Raw genomic sequence first — 16,710 nt, 5'->3', positions numbered from 1 at the left:
GTTATCCGTTATTCTGCCAGGGCACTCTTTTCAGATTAATGTTTTCTGCCGGCCTAATCACAAGCGGTACTTTTTCTACTTTTACCGAGCTGCTATCCAGCCCAAACCATTTGTCTTCAGAAGGTGTAAATTCTTTGATGAAGAAATAAGCCTTCATAATCAGGTTTTCGCCAAAAGGAAGCTGGTTATCATAAGACAGAAACTTCTCTAAAACCACAAAGCGGAAGTCACCAATCACATTATGTTTATTCAAAGATTCGTAACGGCTTCTGATATCTACCTCGCCACATTTAACCATGTCTTCCAGAACCTTTTTAAAGTACAGATTTACCTTATGCGGCACCCGGAAACCCAGGCGGAAGTTTACTTTATAAACGTCATCAGGGGCAATGGTTTTTACTTTATACTCCATGGTGTATGGGTCATCGAGTGTATCCACATGCACAAACCAGTACACATCTGCTCGCTTCGGGCGTTTCTGGAAAATAGAGTAAATTATCTTGTTTTCAATCTCTGACGCACGCGAGGCATTACTTAAAAAAACCAGGTGAGTGGCATATTTTGGAACCGTGATGTCATTACTTAATTCCTGAAGAGACTCAACGTATTTATCCAGCTTTTCATATTCTGTAAGGCGCATTTTTATGTTAAATGCCATTATCCAGATATACATTATAAGCGCAAGAATGCCCCCTATAATGAGAGATACATAGCCACCATGAGGGAATTTCTCCAGGTTGGCAATCAGAAATGCCCCTTCAATAAAGAAATACACCAGCATAAACAGCAATACACCCCAGATATTATATTTCTTGGCATAAAGGTAATAAGACATCAGCATGGTGGTCATTAACATGGTAAGCGTGATGGCCAGCCCATAAGCGGCCTCCATGGCAGAAGACGTATCTGTTGGTACACCCTCCAGGGTTCTTTCTTTGGCTACGTTAAAGAAATACAGCTCAACACCGAGGCAGCCAATCCAGAGCAGAATATTAATGCTCGGAACGTACAATTGGCCTTTCTGGTCTGATGGATAATTAATTTTTATCTTAGGCCAGAAATTCAGACGAATAGCCTCTGATACTAATGTGAAAGAACCGCTTATTAAAGCCTGGCTGGCAATAATTGCAGCAGAAGTAGCAATTACAATGCCGAATGGCAAGAACCACTCAGGCATAAGCCCATAAAAAGGATTAAAGTTGGGGATACTTGCCGCCTTTTGTCCGGCAAATTGCATCACATATACCCCTTGTCCGAGGTAATTCAGAATCAGGCAAAGCTTCACAAAAATCCAGCTGATACGGATATTACCACGGCCACAGTGTCCTAAATCAGAATAAAGCGCTTCAGCCCCTGTAGTACAAAGAAAAACAGCGCCAAGAAGCCAGAATCCACCCGGATGATGAACCAGCAGCTTGTAAGCATAATAAGGGTTCAGGGCCTTTAAAACAGTGGCGTCGCGGATAATCCAGGAAAAACCCAACGTTGCCAGCATACCAAACCATAAAAACATGAGAGGGCCAAACAAAAACCCTACCTTTTTGGTGCCCAGTATCTGAACCAGAAACAATCCAGACAAAATAACCAACACAATTTTTACAATAGTGTCGGGCGTTATTTGTGGAAAAGTAATCCGGAGCCCCTCAATAGCAGAGGTAACAGAAATAGGAGGGGTAATGATACCGTCGGCCAGTAATGCACTGGCGCCAATAATGGCAGGAACGGTGAGCCATTTGGCGTGGCGGCGTACTAATGCAAATAAAGCCAGAATTCCCCCTTCGCCTTTATTGTCGGCTCTGAGTGTAAGAATAACGTACTTCACAGTGGTTTGCATGGTCAGTGTCCAGAAAATACACGACAAGGCACCATAAATAACTTCCTGATTAATTGGTTCGGTTCCGGCAATTGCTTTTAAAACATATAGCGGAGACGTACCAATATCACCATAAATTATACCAAGTGCAACTAACAAACCTGCAGCAGAAACTTTATCGAGGTTATGATGTATGGAACCACTTCCATTACCGGTTAACGGTTTATTTAATTCCATTTTGGAGAAAAATTAAAAAAAGTTCGCAAATATATCGCATCAATGTGAATTCCTATAAATTTTGTTTGAAAATGTTTGGATAAGCCACTTTAGTTGTCAAATTTGTGTATATAATATAACAATTTTCAGCCAGTTTAAATTACATAAAATAATAAAAACCTGAATATCAATTATGTACGAAAATATAATCTATGAAATTTCGGAGAACACAGCTACTATTACACTTAACAGGCCCCAGGTATATAACGCACTAAGCACCGCACTTATTAAAGAAATAACCCAGGCTGTGCAATCGGCCGACCGGAATGAAGACATAAGGGCTATTGTTATAACCGGAACCGGCGACAAAGCTTTTTGTTCAGGGGCAGATTTAAAAGCCGGATTAGAAGGCGGAACATTCTCATTGGGTGAATCGTTGCGAGAAAACTATAACCCGATGGTGCTGGCTATCCGCAATGCAGAGAAACCGGTTATCTGCCGCCTAAATGGCATTGCCACCGGGGCAGGAATGTCTCTGGCACTGGCCTGTGATCTGATAGTTGCCCATGAAGCAGCCTACATGAGTGAATTGTTTGTGGGTATAGGACTAATGCCAGACGCCGGGTCTATGTTTTTTCTGCCGCGCATCATCGGGCCCCACAAAACCTTTGAATTATGCAGCACCGGTAGAAAGATATTTATGGAAGAAGCCCTGCAACTAGGCCTGGTAAGTAAAGCCGTACCTTATGAAAAACTGGATGAGGCCGTTAATGAGCTTACGGGTTTCTATAAAACGGCTGCAACACGCTCAATAGCAGTAATGAAAAAGGTACTGAACCAGAGTTTTAACTCAACACTGGAAGATGTATTGGAGCAGGAAGCCGTTAATCAGGATTTGTTGGGTACGACACACGATTTTGCAGAAGGGGTGATGGCGTTTTTACAGAAAAGGAAACCCGTCTTTCAAGGTAAATAAAGGCTAAAATACATATAATCCACTGATTCAGCAGCTTGCTTGTAATGGCTGTAATTGTTTTTTTTCCTACTTTTGTATCAAGAAACACAAACAACCAAAATTAACTCACAATGAAAAAAACTATACTGCTCATTGCTGTAGCAGCCATCTCAACTTTTACTCTTTTGTCTTGTGGCAGTGAAGACCTTTTTCTTGTTAATCCTAATGGTGCGAAGGAGCCGATGCAAACATGCACTGTTACGGAGATGAAACAAGTAGACGGTGAAGATTCAGTGATAGTAAAGCTTTCATATAATTCAAAAAATTTGTTGGTCAGCCAACTTACGGGTAATAAAGGATTTAGGTTTGAATATGATGATAAGGATCGTATCGTAAAGTTGACCTCTAATGAAGGAGATGAGGAGACTATTAAATATGAATATGACGGGAAAGGTAATATTTCTAAGGCTGTTTATGATTTAAAAGGCAAGATGCTTTCAATGCATAGCGAGTTTATTTATACTACTAACGCAAATGGCCAGGTTGAAAAAATCACACTAGTTACTGAAGAAGAAGAAGAGACGCCGGGTGGTGGTAATGGAGGAGAAGAAGGAGACGACGATGAAGGCGGTAATGATGATGGAGGAAACAACGGCGGTGGTGAAGGAGATGGCGGTGGTGATGATGGTGGAGACACCGGCGGTGATAATGGTGAAGACACCGGCGGTGATGAAGGAGATGGCGGTGACAGCGGTGGAGATGATAGCGGAGAAGACGATGGTAATGAAGGTGGAGAAGATGACGGCGGTGGTAGAAAAGGGCTTAGGAAAAAAACCAAAAAAACTACTAATGTTGATTTTTTCATTGAGTATGATGCTAAAAATAACATCAAGAAAATTTCAATAGAAAATGAAGGTAAAAGAATAACATTATTAGAAAACGGTAGTTTTGATGATAAACCAAATGTCCAAAGTAGTCCGAGTTTAGCAAAGGCATTTTTTCCATATATAATTCAGGGTGTTGTTTTTGGTGGAGACTTAACTATGTATTTTAATGCAAATAATACATTGAGCAGTAAAGTACTGGTAAATATAGGGGATTTAGTAGGAGAGATTAAGTACACCTATAAATATGAATATACCAAAAACGGGTATCCATCTAAAATGAAAGCCACAGTATTGGTCCCAAAAGAAGACCCACAAGAGTCGGAGCAGATATTTTCATACAGTTGCAAATAACAAAAAAGACCCTGAGTAATCAGGGTCTTTTTTGTAGGTACCTACTCCACAAAAATCAGCTTGTTTTTTTCTAACAAGAATGATTAAATTGGGCTGATAAACACAAAAGCTGTCGCATGCATTTTTTCAAGAGAAAATCAAATCCACGCACTGATGCCGAATACCTGGAGGCCTATCAGAAAAGCAGTGATTTGAATATGCTCGGCGAATTGTATGCCCGACACATAGAAATGGTTTTTGCTGTTTGCTACCAATATCTGCGAGACGAAGAAGAAAGCAAAGATGCCACTATGGCCATTTTTGAACAATTGATTGGCTCTCTGAAAAAGCACAGCATCACTAATTTTAAAAGCTGGTTGCATAGCGTGGCGCGCAATTATTGTCTGATGCATTTGCGGGAAAAAAAGATAGAAGTGGGTGGTTTGCAATTGTTTGATGACGATTTTATGGAAAAAGAAATTTTTGTGCATCTACCTGATGACGACCTTGACGTTGAAGCTGATTTACAAAAACTGGAAACCTGTATTGAAGGGCTGGAATCTGAACAGAAAAGATGTATTGATTTGTTTTATATACAAGGCAAATGTTACAAAGAGATAGCAGAACAAACCCGACTGGAGATGAATAAAGTGAAAAGCTATATTCAGAATGGCAAGCGGAACCTGAAAATTTGTATGGGAAAAAACAACTAATGACAAAGAAAAAAAGCATAGAACAGGAACAAAGTCTACTCACAGCCGAGGATTTAAAAAGATACGAGGCAGGAGAAATGACGTTCCGGGAAATGAATCGGGTAGAGAAAATACTACTCAGACAGCCGTTCTATGCCGATGCCAGCGAGGGTTTTAAAAAACTGGATGAAGACGGTATATCAGAAGAAAAAATTGTAGCGGACTTAAAAGCAAGGCTTCAGCATAGAATCAACAAACCAACAGGTAAGCAAGTTCGCCCCGGATGGAATAACGCCTGGCGTGTGTCAATAGGCATTGCGGCCGCGGTGGCAATGGTTATTACTACTCTGCTTTTCTGGCTCAACAAAGAGGCCGTAAAGGCTCCGGTAGCCCTCGGGCAAAAAGAAAAACAAATGCAGCCAGCCCAAACAGCAAATATTGAATACCAGCAGATAGAAACCCAAAAAATTGACCAGAAACGACCTGATTTGGCGGAAAAGAAGCAAGCGCTGTATAGTATTAAACAATCACAACCGGCCGGCGCTGGTGTGGCAGATTACCCGCACTTACAGGAAGACGCCCGCACTGCCGTTGTACCAAAAGAAACCGAACCTCTGGCAGAGGATGTGCAGGTTCAGCCTGCTGCTGTTGCAGCCACGGCAGAAAAGAAAACATCAGCTACAGTGGATGGATTTTCAACTAATGACATCGTAACGTCTGGCGCGGTGGCTCGTATGCCTACGGCCGTCATAACAGGTATCGTAGTAGATGAAGACTATGAGCCTATGAAAGATGTAACCGTTGTGATAAGGGGTAAATTTACCGGTGTAAAAACAGATGAAGAAGGCCGGTTCAGATTAAAAGATACCAGAAAAGGCGATGTATTGGTCTTTAACAGCTTATTGCTTCCACAAATGGAGGTGCCGGTAAAGTCAGTCGAGTCTGGAAAAGTGGTTTACAGTGAGTACAATATCAACCTGTATAACAAACCGGGTATTTCGGTAAGAAGCCCCAATGAAGTAAATGCCATTCAGGCCAAGCCCGAGTATGGCTGGGAAGCTTTTGAGCTATATCTGAAAGAAAATATGAAGTTACCGTCAATACCCATCGAGAAAAGAGTAAAGGGCAGGGTAGTGGTGAGTTTTAAAATAAGTGATAAAGGCGAGCTATCAGATTTTTCTATCGTTAAAGGTATGGGTTCTGGCTATGATGAAGAGGCCATCAGGCTGATTAAAAACGGGCCGTGGTGGTTTCCGGCTATTAAAGATGATACCCCGGTTTACAGCACCAGACAGGTTGTTGTAAGGGTTAGATAAAGATGCCGTTAAACCAAAAAAGCGCCTCAGCAAATCTGAAGCGCTTTTTTGATTAATATCTGTAGGTTTACTTTTTCAGACTTGATAAAAACTCTACCATATCTCTGATTTCTCTTTTCGACATCAGTGTTCCCATCGGAGGCATGCCTGATGGCATGTTTTCTCTTTTGGCAATACGTGCTACCGGAATAATCAGCGGCTCGGCATCAGATGTGTTGATAGTTAATTCAGTTTCTGTTTCCTTAGCCAATGTTCCGGTTATTTCCTGACCGTCTTTCAGCTTAATCATAACTGAACCAAAACCGGGAGAAATTCTGGCACTTGGTTCAATCAAAGCCTGCAGAATCTGTTCACGGGTCAGCACATCACCAATATGTGTCAATGGAGGCCCAACGGCGCCACCAACACCCCCTAAAGAGTGGCATCTTACACACTGCCCGGTTGAGTTAGTGTTGAAATACTGTCTGCCGGCAAATCTATTGCCACCAAACAAGGCTTCTCTAAACTCATCCATAGGCGAATTATGCACACTATTGGCGGCCAGCCTGGCTTTCAGTGCTTCCGGGCCTTTGGCATCAACAGCCTCTTTTAATTCAAGGGCAATATTAGGAGATAACTTTTTATCTATCAATTGCGTAACCAGGTCTTCCAATATAACCTGTGTTTTATCGGCATCCATTTTGGTTAATACCGCAAGCATCTGTTGTTGTTCTCTAACGCTGCCCTTAGTAAAGATTGAGTTTACAATAGCAGGTAAAGACTCTTTCGTTACGTTTGAGTTATTCAATAAGCCCAGAGCAGATGTTCTTACAGTTTCATCCTTATCGTCCATGCCTTTCTTCATCAATGCATCCATTTCAGAATACTTCAGCGTGTTCAGGGCAGATAACAAAGCAATTTTTACTTTGGCATCGTTACTGGCTTCATAAATAGCAACCAACTGGTTATTGGCATCTGTGATATTCAAATCAGCCAGCAGGCCTGCCGTAGCAATAATAGTTTCCGGATTCTTTTCTTTCAGAAATACTGCAATATGTGGTTGAACTTTGTTTCTGGCTATGGCCGGGTCTCTTTCAATTTTACCACGATAACGGCCATCTACACGGTCAAGCACCGACGGGTTAGCCCATGAACCCAAAGTAGCCAGGGCCTCGGCTTTCAACTCGTCTTTTATATCAGTTCTTTTGGCAAAATCAATTAATAAATCCAGTTCTTTGTCTCCTCCAACACGTAAAGCCGCGTTGATGGCTCTTCTGATAATAACCTCCGATTTAATACGTTTGTCTTTCAGCGTAGCGGCCAGTGCAGGTAAGGCAGCTTCAATAGACAAATCATCATTGATGGCTCTGGCGGCCTCTGCCACAATATACTCGTCAGCATCGTTTAAGAAAACACTGATATTAGGGTCTTTTAATCTTCTTAAAACCAGAACTGCGGCTGTTCTGAGCGCCTTGCTTGAATTGCTTGAAAGTGCAATGATAGGCTCTGCCTTGCCGATTCTGGATAAGGCCAGAACTGCGGCGTGTCTGATATACAAATCAGTGTCGTTATTGGCTTTCAATAAGTCTATTAAAGGCTGAACGGCATCGTGATTAGCCGTGCGGCCCAACGCTTCTGCGGCAAAGAATCTTACACGGGCATTTGAGCTTTTCAATAAAGGAATCAACTGGCTGCCAAAAGTAGTTACGCGGGCATCGCCAATAACTTTGGCCGCCTGGGCTACTATTTCTTCATCTTTATCGTTCAACAGCTCTCCCAAAGCGGCGCCAAATGACTTATTCATGCGCGTTAACTGACCAATACCCCAAATACCATGTATACGCGCCAGTTGGTTCTGTTTCTGTGCAATAGCTTTGTTAAAAATGGCAAAGCCTCTTTTGTCTCTTTGGGCCAGTTCAAACTGTGCTTTCTGGCGGATACGCATATCGGCATACATCAATAGGCTATACAACTGGTCGTCAGTCTGCTCGGCATATTTTAGCTGCATCAGGCGCTTGGTTTCTTCTCTTTGCGCTTTCAGGTCATTTTTGTCGGCATTTACATCTATTTTCCAGATACGGCCATAGTTTTTGGTTCCCCAGCCGTTAATCCAGTCAGCTACATATAGTGCACCATCCGGACCGAAACGGATGCCCGTCGGCAAAATGCCACTTACTACATCTTTTTCGCTGTCAAAATCAAATGAAGCACCTTTAGGTTTTAAACCAAAAGACCAGATGTGCGAGCGCGTTGGCGTACCCACAAACTCTACCAGAAAGAACTTGTTTTTCCATTCTGAACCCAACGCGGTACCTGGGTTGTAAATCATGCCTGTTGGGCCATTATGATAGTTTCTGATGGGCGGAATGATATAAGCTGCCTGCCCGTCCCAACGTGGTTTATACAAGCCCTCATCCATCCAGACTTTGTATTTGTTGTTTTTGGGGTCTGTATATTTACCATATTGCCAGTTAGAGCGCCAGCCTGCATCTGAACCCTCAACTACGTGTACGAGCCTTTCGCTTTCGCCGGGATGATCGCCGTCGTTGTCTGATGATATCAGGTTGCCGTATTCATCGAACGCAAATTCGTGGGTATTACGAAGCCCCGCTGCAAAAATCTCGAAATCGCTGCCGTCAGGGTTTGAGCGCGCAATAATACCCGAGTTTGGGTGTTCAAATTTCTTGCCGTCTTTAGTGGTAACATTTGCGCCAATATCGCCTATGTTCCAGTAAATTCGTCCGTCCGGGCCTTCTGTTAGGCCAGACATACCATGACCACTGAAACCAATATGCACAGCATAACCATGGCTGATTGAAGTTTTGGTGTCAGGAATCCCGTCGCCGTTTTTGTCGGTTAAACGCCACACATCAGGTGCAATACTTACAAACATATCTTTTTCTCTAACCAGAATCCCTCCGGCAACGTCGGTAACTTCGGTAGAAAAGTCGCTCAGAATGCGTGTAGAAATATCAGCAATGCCATCTTTGTTTTTGTCTTCAATCCGCCAGATTTCATCTTTTTCCACGGCAAGATCTCGCCAGTCATGAGAGCCGTCTTCGTTCAGGTCTTTCAGCCATTCGTTTTCCTTGCTTTTTTCGGGTGCAAATGTGCTTTTCAAAAAAGCCCGGCGGTCTTCTACGGTCTGCAAGCCAATAGAGGCCGTCATCCAGTCGCGGTGCCCACGAATATCAAACTCTGAGTTTTTCTGTCTGTTGGTACGGGTCAGATACACACGTCCCCAGTCGTCGATGGTCATGGCAACCGGGTCCGGAGCCAGCGAGTCAGACGCCCAAAGGGTCATCTGCAGGCCATCAGCCAACTTTGCAGCCGTTTTTTCACGAATTTCTTTCGCTTTGGCAACTGCCTGTGCGGGGTCTTCAGTAACAACAATGGGTTTGTCTTTAGTTGTAGACGAGCGCATGCACGATACAACCAAAACAATAGATAAAAGCAAAAGAAACGCCTTACTTTTAATTGGGGTTTTAAATGTCATGAGATTTAATAATGATTAGAATTTAAAAAAGAGCCGAAAAATAATGAATAAACCTCAAATTAAAGCCATTGCTAAAGCGTTTTTAGCAAAAAATCATTGGCTTGGGGGCATTAATTGCTGCTTTTTTCGAGATTATCAAAATTGAAAGGGTTGTTGCGCTCGTCTTTTTTTCTTAAACCAAAATTATAACGAAGGTTAAAGCCAACCCGGCGGGTATCTGCCCGGCGGAAACCAAACGCCGATATACTGCCCTGGTTAATGGTAAAGTTATTTTTATTGGTGTAGAACACATCATTGATACTAAGGTTAACCATCAGCTTTTTTTCAAAAAACTGGCGGTTTACACTTAAGTTCAGATTGCCGAAGTTGCTTAGCTCATAAAACTGTTGCTGGCCTTTCATTCTGAAAAAACCATTCATGCTGATGTTGGTGAGTTTATCAACCTTAAACTGGTGGAATGTAAAAAACGACCAACTACCCCTCTGAAACGAAAGCGGCGCGTTTTCATAAAGGCCGTTATAGTCGTTATAATTATACTGTGCCCCTGCCACAAAGAAATATCGGCTTATGGGAGGAACCGCCCCCAGAATCCGGAAATAGGTCTCCTGGTTTTTGCCCAGGTTGTCATAAGTACGGTAAGCAACACTCTGGTTTTTAGGGTCCTGATATATTACATTCGTGAATATATCTTGTGTGTAATTACGCCCTACGGCAAAAATCGGCCGGTCTTCAACACTGATATTTACCTCAAAGTTTTGTGTAAACTGAGGCCTTAATGAGGGGTTTCCAATTTCATAGAGGTACTGGTCAATAAAACGCGGCGACGGATTAAGGTATTCATAAACCGGGCGCGTAATTGAACGCCGATGCACCAGATACGCACGCATATCGTAACCTGCAATTCTGGCCAGTTTTCGGCTCAGGTAAACATACGGAAAGAGGTCTGTTCTTTTAATTCTGAATGAAGTGTCGTTGGGTACAACCTGATGCCCGTTCATGTTGGTGTTTTCAAGCCTTGTTCCGGCTTTCAGAATAAACTCTCCGAAAGTCTTCGATAGCTGAACGTAAGCCGCATAGATTTGCTCATTATAATTAAATTCGTTGGTTCTTGAAAAATCAATGCTTTGTGTTTCGCCTGCTTTAGAGTAATAAGCAGTGGCGCTGGTAAAGTTCTGAAATGTAGCTTTCAGGCCTGATTCAAAAGTAATTTTATGTGGAAGTTTCCATTTTATATCCGACTGTAAGGCCAGAAAATTACGGGTGTTTCCTATGTTACCTGTTCCGCCGGTAGCTGTGCCTGCAGGTACTAAGTAGGCGGTATTAAAAATTTGGTCGGTTTTGTTGTTGAAATAATTAAACGACACGTCGTTGGTCCATTCCGAACCCAGCGAATCAATCTTGTATTTAGACGAAACCCCCTGATTAACAGAATAGTTATTTCCCTTGTTATCAGTTGTGTTGATGTTATTGGTAAGGATACCGGCGGAACTCAGGCTACGGATAACGCTCTCGTTGCTGGATGACGAGTTGTTCTGATTATAGCTTAACCGGCCGTCATAATTTAGCTCCCATTTTTTTGTAAGCTCATACCCTAATCCAAATCCGGCGTAGACCATATTGCCCGGGTAAGTAGTAAAGGCCTTCTGAGATAACTCTCTGTCGGCCGAAAACCTCCGGGTGGTTTCTATTTCCTCAAAACTATTCCGGTGTGAATAATTCAGATTCAAGAACGAGGTAAGCTTGCCGCTGCTGTTATTAAGGCTGGCACCTATAAACTGGTTTCCGTATCTACCCTGATTCATACCAGCATTTACGCTTCCGGTAAGGCCAATTTTTACTCCTTTTTTCAGAATTACATTCACAACCCCACCGCTTCCGCTGGCGTCATATTTTGCCGACGGCGTACGAAGAATCTCTATTTTTTCAATGCTGTTAGGTGGCAGGCTTTTTAAGATAGAGGCAATGTCAGCCGTGCTCATCTTCTGCTCGCGGCCATTTATATAAATTGCGGCAGGGCTGGTGGTGCTCAGATAAATGTTTCCGTCCTGGTCAACAAAGAGGCCAGGTATTTTTTCCATCACTTCATAAGCGCTAGTGCTGGTATTGGCAATGGGTTCAGGGTCTACTACGGTTTTGTCGTCTTCCTGTTGCATTAATGGTTTGCGGGCGGTTACCACTACATCGCCCAGCAGTTGGTTGTCGGCTTCCATCACAAACTTAAAACTGCTTTGTTTGTCAGAAACACTTATACCCTTTTGTACTGCCTTGTAACCAATAGATGTGGCCAAAAGCGTATATTGCCGACCCACCTGTAAACTAAACCTGGCAATGCCCAGGGTGTCGGTGGTGGCGTTAAGCACTTTGGTTGTATCGGCCCGGTTTACAATTTTGATGGTGGCGCCAATAACTGGGCTCTGGTTGCTTTCTGTCAACTGAATACGGATGGGTAAAGTCTGAGAAAAAACAAAAGCAGGCAGAAAAATAAAAATGGAAATAGAAAGAATAGCTTTTTTCATTTGAATAGCAGTAATGCGGTATTTTTTCGGCAAAACTAACCAAAAAAGGCTGCTGAAATGATTAAAAAATGCTAAATGGTAGGCTTTAATGCGTTGATTGCAGTAATCTAATAAAAAATATAAAATTAAGGAGAGGGTAAAAAGCGGACTTAAAACGATGAAAAAAAGATAAAACCGTACAAAAGCCGTTTAAGTAGCGACGAAAGAAAAAATAAAAAATTTTAATAAATATATTGCGTTTAATAAAATATCCATATATTTGACTTGTCATTTCATAAAACAAGCAATAAACCTAAACTAAATCATACTTTTTAAAAAAGAAAACCCCTGCTGTAAAGTAGGGGTTTCTTTTTTTGATTCTGGTTTCAGAAAAGCGTTTCTTAACCTTTCACCACCTGTATATTCAGTACCAGTTTCACGTCATCACTTACTACCACTCCGCCTGCTTCTGTTACTGCGCTCCAGGTTAAACCAAAATCCTGACGGTTTACTTTACCTGCAATTTCAAATCCGGCTTTTGTTTGTCCATAAAAATCTGTCATCACACCACCAAACTCAGCTTTCAATGTAACAGGCTTGGTTACACCGCGCATTGTCAAATCACCTTTTAGTGTATAGTTCTCGTCGTCTACTTTCTCAAATGAAGTAGAGGCAAATGAAATTTTCGGGAAATTTGCTGCGTCAAAGAAATCAGCCGATTTCAAGTGGCCGTCTCTTTGCTCTTGTCCTGTTGAAATGCTGTCTACATCGGCCGAAAATTTGATAGAAGCGCCTTCAAAATCTGTGTCGTTAGCGGTTTCTACCGTTCCTTCATAAGAACCGAAAGTACCAGTTACGGTTGAAATCATCAAGTGTCTTACTTTAAACTGTACTTCTGAGTGAGAAGCATCAATAGTCCATGTTGCCATTGTTTTAAATAGTTTTTATTGTTAATAATTTTTTTCGTGTTTTTACATTGTATGTATATACATAGAAAACAAATGTCATTAAAAAAAGTTCATAAAAACAAAAAATCATTTAATGTCTAAATGATTTTTTGTTAATAACAGATAAGAAGCAGCTTATGTTATATTTTATCTTGAAGAATTCTGTTACAGATGTCTTTTACAAGGCCGGGGCCTTCATATATAAAGCCTGAGTAAATCTGAACCAGCGAGGCACCCGCTTTCAGTTTTTCGATGGCATCGTCTGGCGAATGAATACCACCCACCCCAATAATAGGGAATGCCTTCTTAGATTTTTCAGAAAGATACCGTATCACTTCCGTCGAACGGGCTGCTAAAGGCCTGCCGCTCAGGCCACCGGCGCCAATGGCTTCAACCTCTGCCCGGTCAGTTACCAGTCCGTCACGGCTGATGGTCGTATTGGTAGCAATTACACCCGAAATACGTGTTTCTTTCACTATTTCAATGATATCATCCAATTGTTCGTTTGTCAGGTCCGGAGCAATTTTCAGTAATATAGGCTTAGGTTTAGACTTCCGCCCGTTGTCTCGTTCCAATACTTTTAATAAATACTTTAAGGGTTCTTTTTCCTGTAGTGCTCTGAGGCCGGGCGTATTGGGCGAACTTACATTAACCACAAAATAATCTACATAAGGATATAAGTCATTAAAAGCTTTCAGATAATCATAAACAGCGTCGTCGTTTTCGGTGGTTTTATTTTTACCTATGTTGCCACCTACAATAACCTTCGTTTTTCTTTTACGGAGTTCCCTGCCTGCAAACGTCGAACCTTCGTTGTTGAACCCCATGCGGTTAATCAGAGCTTCGTCTGGCTTTAGTCTGAAAAGCCGGGGTTTATCATTGCCCAACTGCGCCCTGGGCGTAACGGTTCCTATCTCTATAAAACCAAAACCCAGATTCGCCAATTCGTCAGTCCATACGCCGTTTTTATCAAATCCGGCTGCCAGCCCTACCGGATTCTTGAACCGGAGGCCAAATACTTTACGCTCAAGGCGAGGGTCTTTTTTTTCAAAAATAAATCTTAGAACTGATGGCGCCAGAGGAATCTTGCAAACAAACTTCAGTACATCCATCACTTTGTAGTGGATCTTCTCGGCGTCGTAGCGAGTAAGATAAGGAAAAACGTATTTCTTATAGAAAGTCATTAAAAATGATAAGCCGTGCTACGGCAAAATTGTTGTAAATAAAACGAAATATCAGGTAAGCCCGGTAGAATTGTCATACAGACAGCAAAATTACATGATACGGGGGGATTTCCGCAAAAAATTGATTAATTGATTTGCTCCCGAAAAACACACCTAAAAAAAGTACAAAAATTTGTTGATATATAAACAATGTGTCTGTTTTAAAATCGGGTATAAACCAAATCTACAGCGGTTAATGATAAGTTTATCAGCAAATAATTGTGGTTCATCATATATCAATTGGCAAATACTTCTGTAAGGCTCAATTTTGTGCTACTTAAAGGGTTCTAAAAAAAATTATAAAAACTTTGAACCTTTCAAAAGTTTCCACAGTTTCTACGCTTAGATAACCTTACTATAATGATATAAGAAGCACAGAAAATGTAAATGGAAATTAAAGAAAGAATTTTAAAGACTGCCGAATCGCTCTTCCGGAAATTCGGGATAAGAAGCGTATCAATGGACGACATTGCGTCAGAACTCGGCATTTCAAAAAAGACGATTTATCAGAATTTCGAAGACAAAGATTCTATAGTTTATGAGATTGCCCGTACCAACATGGTGTGCGACATCGAAGAGTCTGAGCGAATATATAAAGAGTCGGCTAATCCTATTGAACAGGTCTTTAAAGAAACCACGCTGCTGCGCAAACAGGCCTCAACCATTAACCCGGCTGTGTTTTATGATTTGAAGAAGTATCATCCTAAAACATGGCAGCTTTTTCAGGAATACAACAAGGTTAATTTTTTAGAAATAGTAAAACAAAACCTGAGAGAAGGTATAGCACAGGGATACTACCGTGAAGATATCAATATAGAGATACTCTCCCGGTTACGAATGGAAGAAGTTGAGTTTGCTTTTAGCCGGGAGGTTTTCCCTCCGGATAGTTTTAATCAGATGGATGTACATACCACGCTCATTGACCATTTCCTGAGAGGCATTATGACGCCCAAGGGGCTGGCTTTTTATGAGAAATGCCAGCAGGATGCCCATCTTGAGCATTTTTAATTTTAATAAAACAATCAACTATATGAGAATAAAATACCTGATTTTTTTCCTAATCTGTGGAGTAGCCACACATGCCCAACAGACCTTTACCCTGAAAGAGGCTGTACAGTATGGTGTAAAAAACCACCTGTCTGTAAAAAATGCCGAACTGGATATATTAGGTGCTGAGCTGACAATCAGGCAAATTAAGGCATCTGGTATGCCCCAGATAAACGGCCAGTTTCAGTATACCTACAACGCCATTATACCAACGCAGCTGATAGATGCCAAAAACTTTGACCCTAACGCACCAGACGGCGCCGTTACCAAATTTAAGTTTGGTGTACCCTGGGCAGGGCAGGCCGGTGTAGGGTTAAACCAGCTTATTTTTGATGCCACCTGGCTGGTAGGTCTTAAAGCCGCTCCGGTTTACCGCGAACTGGCAAAAAGAGGCGTTACAAATTCAAAAATTGCAGTGGCCGAAAACATTGCCAAGGCTTATTACTCAGTGTTGGTTGCCGACGAAAGAGGCAAAATACTTGATTTGAACATTGCCCGTCTTGATTCATTAATCAAAGAAATGAAAGCCATGTTTCAGCAGGGTTTTATTGAGAAAATAGACCTTGACCGCCTGGAGGTGCAACGCAATAACCTGATTACCGAAAGCCAGAAAGTAAAGAACCTGATTGCTCTGAGCCAGACACTTCTGAAATTTCAGATGGGGCTTAAACTGGATACGCCAATTGTGTTGACAGACAAACTGGCTGATACCAATGTTAATGCGCTGGCCCTTACTGAATATCAGGGCGTTGACTATGCAAACCGGATTGAATACTCTACCCTGATGGTTCAGCGACAACTGGCTTTGCTCGACATTGAGCGTACTCAAAAGGGTGCTATTCCGAAACTCTCTTTCAACGGCACATTTGGTGCCGGCCACAGTAATACCCGTTTTAACCCGTTTGAACGCTGGTTTGGTTCTTCTGCCTTAACCCTGGGCGTAACAATACCTATTTATGACAGCGGCTTAAGAAGAATACAGGTGCAACAACAACAGATTTCACTAACCAAACTTGACCAAAGCGCATTGTTGCTTCGCGAATCATTCGATTTACAGGCTCAAAATGCCTCAATCAGTCTTAAAAACGGCCTTGAGAGCCTGAATGTGCAACAAAGAAATCTTGAACTGGCACAAGAGGTTATCAGAGTTACAAAAATTAAGTATCAGGCCGGAACAGGCTCAAATATTGAGGTAGTCAATGCCGAGTCGGCTCTGAAAGAAGCACAAACCAATTATTTTGCTGCTCTGTATGACGTACTCATTGCCAAAGTTGATTTAGACAAAGCATTGGGTAAACTTTGGATAGAGTAGCC

The 16,710-nt window shown here is 41.9% G+C and carries 11 protein-coding genes; 6 read left to right on the top strand and 5 right to left on the bottom strand.

All coding sequences use genetic code 11. The features are described 5' to 3' along the window. Position 1: 1 nt before the first annotated feature. Complete coding sequence (locus MB380_RS21740; protein ID WP_101724890.1) at positions 2–2,050, bottom strand: KUP/HAK/KT family potassium transporter; 2,049 nt, start codon at positions 2,048–2,050, stop codon at positions 2–4. A 172-nt stretch (positions 2,051–2,222) separates the two neighbouring features. Between MB380_RS21740 and MB380_RS21735 the strand changes: the two genes are divergently transcribed. From MB380_RS21735 to MB380_RS21720, 4 genes are all read left to right on the top strand, one after another. Then, positions 2,223–3,005 carry an enoyl-CoA hydratase/isomerase family protein gene (locus tag MB380_RS21735; RefSeq protein WP_253531761.1) on the top strand — a complete coding sequence of 261 codons (783 nt, stop codon included), beginning with the start codon at positions 2,223–2,225 and terminating at the stop codon, positions 3,003–3,005. Positions 3,006–3,115: 110 nt separating this feature from the next. After that, entirely contained in the window at positions 3,116–4,222 is a 1,107-nt protein-coding gene (locus MB380_RS21730; protein WP_253531759.1) for a hypothetical protein, read from the top strand. A gap of 116 nt (positions 4,223–4,338) precedes the next feature. After that, on the top strand, positions 4,339–4,914 hold the full coding sequence (locus tag MB380_RS21725; RefSeq protein ID WP_253531750.1) for an RNA polymerase sigma factor: 576 nt from the start codon (positions 4,339–4,341) through the stop codon (positions 4,912–4,914). Then, entirely contained in the window at positions 4,914–6,209 is a 1,296-nt protein-coding gene (locus MB380_RS21720; protein WP_253531748.1) for an energy transducer TonB, read from the top strand. Before MB380_RS21725 ends, MB380_RS21720 begins: the two co-directional genes overlap by 1 nt. Before the next feature lie 67 nt (positions 6,210–6,276). Here MB380_RS21720 and MB380_RS21715 read toward each other — a convergent pair whose 3' ends face one another. From MB380_RS21715 to MB380_RS21700, 4 genes are all read right to left on the bottom strand, one after another. Then, positions 6,277–9,684, bottom strand: coding sequence for a HEAT repeat domain-containing protein (locus tag MB380_RS21715; protein ID WP_253531746.1), 3,408 nt, complete (start codon positions 9,682–9,684; stop codon positions 6,277–6,279). A 110-nt stretch (positions 9,685–9,794) separates the two neighbouring features. After that, positions 9,795–12,200 (bottom strand): outer membrane beta-barrel protein, encoded by a 2,406-nt coding sequence (locus MB380_RS21710; RefSeq protein WP_253531737.1) that lies wholly within the window; start codon positions 12,198–12,200, stop codon positions 9,795–9,797. Positions 12,201–12,580: 380 nt separating this feature from the next. Then, on the bottom strand, positions 12,581–13,108 hold the full coding sequence (locus tag MB380_RS21705; protein ID WP_253531735.1) for a YceI family protein: 528 nt from the start codon (positions 13,106–13,108) through the stop codon (positions 12,581–12,583). Positions 13,109–13,266: 158 nt separating this feature from the next. Beyond that, complete coding sequence (locus MB380_RS21700; RefSeq protein WP_253531734.1) at positions 13,267–14,310, bottom strand: quinone-dependent dihydroorotate dehydrogenase; 1,044 nt, start codon at positions 14,308–14,310, stop codon at positions 13,267–13,269. 426 nt (positions 14,311–14,736) lie between these two features. On the opposite strand from MB380_RS21700, the gene MB380_RS21695 reads away from it, so the two are divergent. Together MB380_RS21695 and MB380_RS21690 are read left to right on the top strand one after the other, a co-directional pair. Next, the gene (locus MB380_RS21695) at positions 14,737–15,357 is read left to right on the top strand and encodes a TetR/AcrR family transcriptional regulator (protein ID WP_253531732.1); all 621 of its coding nucleotides are present in this window, start codon (positions 14,737–14,739) and stop codon (positions 15,355–15,357) included. Positions 15,358–15,379: 22 nt separating this feature from the next. Next, on the top strand, positions 15,380–16,708 hold the full coding sequence (locus MB380_RS21690; RefSeq protein ID WP_253531730.1) for a TolC family protein: 1,329 nt from the start codon (positions 15,380–15,382) through the stop codon (positions 16,706–16,708). Positions 16,709–16,710: the final 2 nt, after the last annotated feature.

This window comes from Emticicia sp. 21SJ11W-3, from assembly GCF_024138715.1.
Taxonomy (GTDB): domain Bacteria; phylum Bacteroidota; class Bacteroidia; order Cytophagales; family Spirosomataceae; genus Emticicia; species Emticicia fluvialis.
Note: the sequence above shows the minus strand (reverse complement) of the source record. Positions and strands in the feature narration are given on the sequence as shown.

Coding starts and splice junctions, on each gene's coding strand:
- MB380_RS21740 (WP_101724890.1), bottom strand. CDS start 2,050: ATGGAATTAAATAAACCGTTAACCGGTAATGGAAGTGGTTCCATACAT.
- MB380_RS21735 (WP_253531761.1), top strand. CDS start 2,223: ATGTACGAAAATATAATCTATGAAATTTCGGAGAACACAGCTACTATT.
- MB380_RS21730 (WP_253531759.1), top strand. CDS start 3,116: ATGAAAAAAACTATACTGCTCATTGCTGTAGCAGCCATCTCAACTTTT.
- MB380_RS21725 (WP_253531750.1), top strand. CDS start 4,339: ATGCATTTTTTCAAGAGAAAATCAAATCCACGCACTGATGCCGAATAC.
- MB380_RS21720 (WP_253531748.1), top strand. CDS start 4,914: ATGACAAAGAAAAAAAGCATAGAACAGGAACAAAGTCTACTCACAGCC.
- MB380_RS21715 (WP_253531746.1), bottom strand. CDS start 9,684: ATGACATTTAAAACCCCAATTAAAAGTAAGGCGTTTCTTTTGCTTTTA.
- MB380_RS21710 (WP_253531737.1), bottom strand. CDS start 12,200: ATGAAAAAAGCTATTCTTTCTATTTCCATTTTTATTTTTCTGCCTGCT.
- MB380_RS21705 (WP_253531735.1), bottom strand. CDS start 13,108: ATGGCAACATGGACTATTGATGCTTCTCACTCAGAAGTACAGTTTAAA.
- MB380_RS21700 (WP_253531734.1), bottom strand. CDS start 14,310: ATGACTTTCTATAAGAAATACGTTTTTCCTTATCTTACTCGCTACGAC.
- MB380_RS21695 (WP_253531732.1), top strand. CDS start 14,737: ATGGAAATTAAAGAAAGAATTTTAAAGACTGCCGAATCGCTCTTCCGG.
- MB380_RS21690 (WP_253531730.1), top strand. CDS start 15,380: ATGAGAATAAAATACCTGATTTTTTTCCTAATCTGTGGAGTAGCCACA.